This window comes from Lactobacillus delbrueckii subsp. delbrueckii DSM 20074 = JCM 1012, assembly GCF_001433875.1.
Taxonomy (GTDB): domain Bacteria; phylum Bacillota; class Bacilli; order Lactobacillales; family Lactobacillaceae; genus Lactobacillus; species Lactobacillus delbrueckii.
Window position 1 is genome coordinate 66,047 of record NZ_AZCR01000001.1, and the last position, 7,906, is coordinate 73,952.

The window sequence follows — 7,906 nt, forward strand, 5'->3', positions numbered from 1 at the left end:
TTGCCGGCCGGCATCCACTGCCGAGTTGGCAAGCCCGAGCAAAGCTATGACGTAACGATTGACTTCTCTGATGACTGGAGCGAGATCAAGTGGATGGACTGTGACTGCCCTTACGCGGCTGAAGGCTACAACTGCAAGCACGAGGCAGCCTGCTTGTACGCCACGGAGCTTTTTATTGAAGGGATGCAGGCCATTCAAGAACCCTTGACCAGCGAATTGCCTGCAAGCGACCGCAAAAAGCGGCAGGAAGAGATTATTGAAAAGGTCTACGGCCTTGGCAGAAAATATGTCAACTATATTTTTGATCCTGGCAAGATTCTTGCATCGGTTGACTTTGACCCGGTCCTTTGGGAGCGGATCTTGGATAATCCGGCCCTGGCCCATTTGGTAGCCGTTAACCTGGATGACAGCCAGGCTAATGATAAGCAGCCCCTGTTAACGGCTACCGGCTTCAGCCATTTCGCCAACCGCGGGAACGGGAACAAGGTCAACGTTAAAGTTGGCCTTAAGCAAGTAAGCGAGCTGAAGTGCAATATTGCGGAATGCAAGCAAGACGAAATTACCGGCTCTTGCCGGCATGAAATTGCCCTCCTGCAGAAGCTGGTCTTGATGATCATGCGGGAAAACCCGGGTGAAGTAACTGACTACCAGGCAGACCGTGCCCTGGCCAGGGCAGATATGCTGGAAGAATTCGACCAGGATGCCTTAGAGGGCGTGAAGCTTTTGGCCCAGCTGGAGAAAGAGCCGGGCGGTTCTTTTTTAGTCAAGTTTAAAGTCGGCCAAAAGCGCCTTTACGTGGTGAAAAACATCCAGAATTTTGTCGACGATGTCTTAAGCTGGCGGCCAATATCCCTGGGCAAGGAAGAAGTCTTGGTATCACCAGATTCTTTTGACCCGGCCAGCCAGCGCTTGTTCAGCTTCTTGGCTACGATCGCGGCAGATGGGGCAGACATTTACGGAGAGTCAAAAAGAAGCATTGAGATTGCTTCCGGCCGGATTGACGGCTTTTTCGCGGCGATTGAAGGCAGCGAAGTCGAAAACTTGGACAATAAGCAGGTCGTCCCTGCTAAGCGGGGCGAACTGGAAAAAGCTGAGCTTGAGATCGATGTATACGGGGGCCGGGGGATCAGCATTACCGGGATTTGCCCGCCGGTTCTCCGGGGGATCCGGGCCAGCTACCAGCTGACAGATGAAGCATTTGTTGCTGGCAAGCTCGGCAATATGCTGTACGCCCTTTTTGGCAACAAAGAAAACATTGACGTGTCCTTTGACATAAACCATCTGAGCCAATTCAAGGCTACTGTCCTGCCTCTTTTGAAAAAATACAGCAACTTGACCATTAGCCCGGCTGCCCAGCAGCTTTTAGAAGAAGCAGGAGGCTTGGAAAATAGCCAGCTGCGCCTGGATGTTGAGGGCGATGAAGTAGTTGGCCAGGCCCGGGTCTTTTATCAAGGCAAGGCGGTCCGCTTGGGCGCAAGCGGGGAGCGGGCAATTAAGCGGGACTGGTACAAGGAAGAGAAGCTGGCTGCTCTGCTGGAGAAATTTTTTGACCTGGAAGACGGCGACTGCCGCTTGAATAAAGGGGATGACGAAGCGGTATACCAGCTTTTGGAAGGGATGCCGAAATTGTTCGCCGCCTTTGATGAAGTTGAAGTTACTCCAGCCTTTAAAAAGCTCAAGCTTAAAGACAAGCTGAATCTGGCTTTTGGCCTTTCCTTAAGTGACGGGCTTTTGCGCCTGGATCTGAAAAGCGAGCTTACGCCAGAAGAATTAGCGGAGGTCTTCAGCCAGTACAAGGATCGGAAGAAGTATATCCGCTTGAAGAACGGCAGCTTCCTTAATCCAGCCAGCCAGGACTTGGGAAAGCTGGCCCTTTTAGCTAAAAACTTAGATTTAACCGCTAAGGATTTTGGCAAAGAACAGCTGGAAATGCCGGCCTACCGGGCCCTTTACGTCGACCAGCTCTTAAAAGAGCAGGAGATGGGCGAAATTGAAAGAGACGACCACTTCCAGCAATTACTTGCTGACTTTGACCAAAAAGAAGCGCCACTAAAACTGCCAACCGGCCTAGAGAAGATCCTCCGGCCTTATCAAAAGACCGGGACTGCCTGGATGAACCGGCTGGCCCAGCATGGCTTTGGTGGGATTCTGGCGGATGAAATGGGCCTGGGCAAGACCTTGCAGGTGATCAGCCTCCTGGCCAGTCAAAAGGACCAGCCGAGCTTGATCGTGGCTCCGGCCTCTCTCGTTCTTAACTGGGAAGCTGAGTTTAAAAAGTTTGCCCCGGAAACGAAGACGCTGGTTTTGTCTGGCTCTAAGAAAGAACGAAGCGGGCAATTGGCAGACTTGACTGAAATTGACGTTGTAATCACGTCTTATGACCTGCTTAAGCGCGATATTGCCAACTATGAGCCGCATACTTTTGCCTATGAAGTAATCGATGAGGCGCAGATGATCAAAAATCCGCGGACAGCCGCGGCTAAGGCGGTTTCCGTGGTTAAAGCCAAACACCGCTTTGCCTTGACCGGGACGCCGATTGAAAACCACTTAAGTGAGCTCTGGAGTATTTTTAACTTCGTCATGCCGGGCTTTTTAAAGAGTTACCGGGAATTTAAGAAGAATTTTGAAAGTCCGATCGTTAAGGAAGACGACCAGGACTGCTTGAACCGGCTCAATCAGATGGTCGGTCCTTTTATCCTCCGCCGCTTGAAAAGAGACGTCCTCAAGGATCTGCCGGACAAGCTGGAGGAAGTCCGCTATGTCGGCATGGGCAAGGAGCAGAGAAAGCTCTATGACGCTGAAATTGCCCGCTTGAAAAATAAGGTTATGGCTGGAAGGTATCAAGCGCGAGCAGATAGAGATTCTGGCGGCATTGACCAGGATCAGGGAAATCTGCTGCGACCCGGGCCTGCTTTATGAAGACTACAATGGTGAATCTGAAAAGCGCCTGGCCTGCGTGGATTTGATCAAGAGCGCGATTGACGGGGGCCACAAGGTCCTGCTTTTCTCCCAGTTTACCAGCATGCTGGACCTGCTGGAAGAAAGCCTGAAGGCAGAGGAAATCGGCTTTTTACGGATCGATGGCCAGACTCCTAAAGCCAGACGGCTGACTTTAGTCAACGTCTTCAACCATAAAGACAGTCCGGCTAAGGTCTTCTTGATTTCCCTTAAGGCCGGAGGGACGGGCCTTAACTTGACCGGGGCGGATACCGTCATTCACTATGACCCATGGTGGAACGTGGCGGCCCAGAACCAGGCAACTGACCGGACCCACCGGATCGGCCAGGAAAAGAAGGTAACGGTCTACAAGCTGATTGCCAAGGATACGGTTGAGGAAGCTATTTTGGACTTGCAGGAAGCCAAGAGCCAGCTGGCGCAAGGCATCTTGACGGCAGAGTCTGTTTCCAGCGCCAGCCTGCAAAAGGAAGACTTGCTCAAGATTTTGGACTAAAGAAGCTTGCTTTGCCTGGCTAAAGATGGTATTCTATTAGACGTGGTATTTTGCCAATAAAAATTAGGGGTGTTCCGCTGGCCCAGAGAGGTTGATGAATGCCGTAGAAGGAGAAACAATAATGGATCCATTAATTCAAGAATTGACTAAAGAACAACTTCGTGACGACATGCCTGAATTCCGTGCCGGGGACACTGTTCGTGTTCACGTACGTGTTGTTGAAGGTACTCACGAACGTATCCAGATCTTCGAAGGTGTCGTAATCAAGAAGAAGGGCACTGGCATCGGCGCTACTTACACTGTTCGTAAGATCGCTTCCGGCGTTGGCGTTGAACGGACTTTCCCAGTTAACACTCCACGTGTTGCCAAGGTTGAAGTTACCCGTCACGGCCGCGTACGTCGTGCTAAGCTTTACTACCTGCGGACTCGTAGCGGTAAGGCTGCTCGTATCACAGAACGTCGTCGTTAATTCTGACAACGAATCTGAAACTGCTTTGCATTTTGCAAGGCAGTTTTATTTTTACTCGTTTTGGAACTAACGTTCGAAAAATCGTGCTATAATTATGATAAAAACAGCAAGGAGGGGCAGGCATGCATTTGGCGGAAGTAGACGACTACATTCAAAGCAAATATGGTATTGAAGCTAGCTATGTCGACCTGGCCGGGCAAACCCTGGCCGCCGTCACGGTCCCGGGAGCAAATGAAAGTTTCGCCTTGCTCCTTAAGAAGGACGGCCGCGAAACTGTTGAACTGAAAGCCGGGTCCTTGGCTAAGTTTTTGGCTGCCCAGTCGGCTTTTGGACCAGCCGTCTTCATGCAGGACCCGGCCTGGATCAGGGTTGATTTAGATAATCCTGCCTTAAACGACCGCTTTTTTTACAAGACCCTGGATTCTGCCTATCAGAGCTCCCGGCCCTTGGAAGCAGCGAAAAATACGGCAGAAGATAGGCAAGAGCATGAAATCTACCTGCTGGATGATGAGGGAGAAGACTTCCAAGAAGAAGTAATTCCTAAGCGGCCAGCCTTTTTCAAAGACAGCGACTTTGACCGCCTGCTGGTTGAAAAAGGCCAGCCCGTGATCCTGGAAGGGATCAAGCAGATGCAGGAGAGCTACGACTATTTGGCCGTACCCCGGCGGGAGAGCAATTTTTACCGGCAGGGGATGCTGATGGCTAATTATGAAGATGACTTTGCCCAAATGGTCCCAATTAACAAGCAGCGACCAGTCTATCATGATCCGACCGTCGACCAATTGCGGTCCTATTTTTCCTGGCGGACCAAGTTCCGGCAGGGCAAGTACAAGCCAGCTCCGGCTGCCTATGTCTATTTGCTGGCCAGTGAATTAGTCTGCCAGATCGGGGTTAAGGATAAAGCCGATGGCCTCCGTCAGCTCCGCCTTCTTTTTGCCAAGTGCGTGGAGCAAAGGGATATTTCCACTAGCTGGCAGGAAAAGCACATCCTGCAGAACTACCTGGTTTATTACGGTTTTGCTCTTGAGGAAATCCGGCCGGATTTTGAAGATGAGCTGATGCGGGGGGAAGTTTATCATAATCTTCTGTCTGGTGAAGCGAGCGGACAGGAACTCTACCAGGCCATCTGCTGCTTGTCTTCTTATTTGCCCAAGAACAATCCCTTGCTGAAAAAGGAGCCGGAGAAGTTTTATGAGCTTCTGGCCCAGGTCTGGCAGGAAGTCCGCCTGAATCCTTACCAGCTGCTTAAGCTTTTGGTCGGGGAAAAAACAACCTTGCCGGTAGAAATGTTTGCTGATACGGTTTTCTTCAGCCTTGATCCGGTCAAAGACGCTGAGCTCATTTTAGGGCCAGGCCTTGTCTACCGCTGCCAGGGCGGGCAGTGGAGTAATGAAGTCTACTGGCCTTCCGGCCGGCAGAGGCAGCTTTTGGCCAATTTCATGCATGAATTTGACCGCTTGAGCCGGCAGACCTTTAAGCAGGGGCGAGCCTTAAAAGAAAAAGACCTGCCTCCCGCTTTTAAGCAGGCAATCGTGCAAGGAATTGCTGACTACCAGGAAATTCTGATAGAAAGGGCCCGGCCAAAGGTTAAGATCAACCTGGCCATCCTGGACCAGATCCGGTCCGACGCGGCTGAAACCAAGGAAAGCCTGCTGACTGAAGAAGAGCGGCAGCTGGAGGCCGAAGAAGCTGAGAAAATTACTAGCGAGAGTAATAAGCAAGTATTCTGAGTCTTCTGCTGCAGAAGAAAAGATGACAAAGGACATTGATGAAACGGCTGCCAGCGGCCTGGGCTTAGACGAGAATGAAGAGCAGCTGCTTTTGGCTCTTTTTTCCGGCCAGCCCTACCAGGACTTTTTACGCCAGCGGCACCTGCTCTTAAGCGTGGTCGTGGACCAGATCAATGAGAAAATTTTTGACGAAATCGGCGATGCCGTAATCGACTGCGATGGCCAGAAGGCAGAAATCGTGGAAGATTACCAGAGCGACCTCGCTGACTTATTAGGAATTGAGGAGAAATAGTGGAGCAAAAGAAACGGATTCCAAAGCGGATTGCCCAAACGGTTATCAGTTCACTTAAAGGCGGGGTTGCGCCCCGGATCGGCCTGCCATATATCACGGTGGGCCGGAAGGCGGAAATCGAGGCCCTTTTACATGACGTTGACTTAGTCAAAGAAGGCGGGGCCTCCTTCCGCTTTGTTGTGGGCCGGTACGGGTCAGGCAAGAGTTTTTTGCTGCAGACCATCCGCAACTACGTGATGGACAGAAATTTTATCGTCTTAGATGCCGACCTGTCCCCGGAACGCCGCCTGCAGGGCAGCAAGGGGCAGGGCCTGGCCACATACCGGGAACTGATCCAGAACCTGGCCACCAAGACCCGGCCGTAAGGCGGAGCCTTAACTTTAGTCCTGGACCGCTGGATCAACAATGTCCAGACGGCAGTAGCCAGTGAAATTCCTTTTGATGCCCCCGGCTTTCAGACAGCCGTTGACCAAAAGATAGTCAGCCAGATTTCCTCTTTGAGCGAAATGGTGCATGGCTATGACTTTGCCCAGCTGTTAGAGCGCTATTACCATGCCTACCTGGCCGGCGACGAGGATACCAAGGGTAAGGTGGTTAAGTGGTTTAGAGGGGAATACCGGCTGAAAACAGAAGCTAAGCAGGATCTGGGCGTCAACATCATTATTTCTGATGAAGACTGGTACGAGTACTTGAAGCTTTTTGCCGTCTTTTTCCGCCAGGCTGGCTACAGCGGCATGTTTATCATGGTCGATGAATTAGTCAACCTCTACAAGATTCCTAACGCCATCTCCCGTCAGTACAACTATGAAAAGCTGCTCAGCATGTACAATGACGCCATGCAGGGCAAGGCCAAGTACCTGGGCATTATTATGGGGGCCACGCCCCAGGCAGTCGAAGACCGGCGGCGGGGCGTTTACTCTTACGAAGCCCTCAGGTCCCGCCTGGCCGAAGGCAAGTTTGCCAAGGAAGGGCAGCGGGACCTGTATGCTCCCGTGATCCACCTGGAACCCTTGACGGCAGAAGAAATGCTGGTTTTAACGGAGAAACTGGCCAACATGCATGCCAGCCTTTATGGCTATGAGCGGACGATCAGCGAAAAGGACCTGGCTGACTTTATCAAGATTGAATATGCCAGAGTTGGCACGAGCAGCATGATCACCCCAAGAGAAATCATCCGGGACTTTATCGAGCTGCTGGACATTGTCTTGCAAAATCCCGGCCAGACCGTGCAGAGTCTTTTGACAGACGGGGACTTTGCCTACACTAAGTCAGACGCCGTGTCTGATGAAAAGACCAGCGACTTTGCGGAATTTACGATTTAAGTTTTAATTAGGGAAGTTTTTTATGGATACTTTTTCCCGCTATGCTCCCTTCATCCAGGACTATATCTATTCCCGGGGCTGGGAGACCCTGCGGCCTTTGCAGACAGCAGCGGCCCAGGTAATTTTTGCTACTGACGACAATTTGCTTTTGTCGGCTTCGACTGCTTCCGGGAAAACCGAAGCAGCCTTTTTCCCCATCTTGACAGATTTGGCGGAAAATCCGGCTGACTCTATTGCCTGCCTCTATATTGCCCCTTTAAAGGCCTTGATCAATGACCAGTATGACCGACTTAAAGACATCTGTGAAGGCAGTGGTGTCCCGGTTTGGCGCTATCATGGGGATGTTTCGGCTGCTCAAAAGCGGAAAATGTTCAAAAGGCCCCAGGGGGTCCTGCAGATAACGCCGGAATCCTTAGAGAGCCTGATAATCAACAAGCACGCGGATATTCCCCGCTTATTTGGCGATCTGCGCTATGTTGTCATCGACGAGTTGCACTCCTTTTTAAGAAGCGGCCGGGGCGGGCAGACCTTCTGCCTATTAGAGCGCTTAAACCGGCTGGCTGGTGTTAAACCCCGCCGGATCGGCCTGTCAGCTACAATCGGGGACCTGAAAGCGGCTGGGCAGTTTTTAGGGGCCGGATC

At 51.5% G+C, this 7,906-nt stretch carries 6 protein-coding genes and 1 pseudogene; all 7 read left to right on the plus strand.

Going from position 1 to position 7,906, the window contains the following annotated elements:
- Positions 1 to 2,919 (plus strand): DEAD/DEAH box helicase, encoded by a 2,919-nt coding sequence (locus FD23_RS00335; protein ID WP_230844861.1) that lies wholly within the window; start codon positions 1 to 3, stop codon positions 2,917 to 2,919.
- Positions 2,873 to 3,451 carry a DEAD/DEAH box helicase gene (locus FD23_RS10040; RefSeq protein WP_230844860.1) on the plus strand — a complete coding sequence of 193 codons (579 nt, stop codon included), beginning with the start codon at positions 2,873 to 2,875 and terminating at the stop codon, positions 3,449 to 3,451. The genes FD23_RS00335 and FD23_RS10040 overlap by 47 nt, the downstream gene beginning before the upstream one ends.
- Positions 3,452 to 3,572: 121 nt before the next feature.
- Positions 3,573 to 3,920 carry a 50S ribosomal protein L19 gene (gene rplS, locus FD23_RS00340; RefSeq protein ID WP_025895397.1) on the plus strand — a complete coding sequence of 116 codons (348 nt, stop codon included), beginning with the start codon at positions 3,573 to 3,575 and terminating at the stop codon, positions 3,918 to 3,920.
- 122 nt (positions 3,921 to 4,042) lie between these two features.
- Positions 4,043 to 5,650 (plus strand): TerB N-terminal domain-containing protein, encoded by a 1,608-nt coding sequence (locus FD23_RS00345; RefSeq protein WP_230844859.1) that lies wholly within the window; start codon positions 4,043 to 4,045, stop codon positions 5,648 to 5,650.
- 22 nt (positions 5,651 to 5,672) lie between these two features.
- Positions 5,673 to 5,942: a tellurite resistance TerB C-terminal domain-containing protein gene (locus FD23_RS10045; protein WP_230844858.1), complete on the plus strand. Its 270-nt coding sequence runs from the start codon at positions 5,673 to 5,675 to the stop codon at positions 5,940 to 5,942.
- Positions 5,942 to 7,264 (plus strand): annotated as a pseudogene (locus FD23_RS00350) (ATP-binding protein). Before FD23_RS10045 ends, FD23_RS00350 begins: the two are co-directional and overlap by 1 nt.
- A 22-nt stretch (positions 7,265 to 7,286) precedes the next feature.
- On the plus strand, positions 7,287 to 7,906 hold a 620-nt coding region (locus FD23_RS10050), incomplete at its 3' end, for a DEAD/DEAH box helicase (RefSeq protein ID WP_236743848.1).

Coding starts and splice junctions, on each gene's coding strand:
- rplS (WP_025895397.1), top strand. CDS start 3,573: ATGGATCCATTAATTCAAGAATTGACTAAAGAACAACTTCGTGACGAC.
- FD23_RS00345 (WP_230844859.1), top strand. CDS start 4,043: ATGCATTTGGCGGAAGTAGACGACTACATTCAAAGCAAATATGGTATT.
- FD23_RS10045 (WP_230844858.1), top strand. CDS start 5,673: ATGACAAAGGACATTGATGAAACGGCTGCCAGCGGCCTGGGCTTAGAC.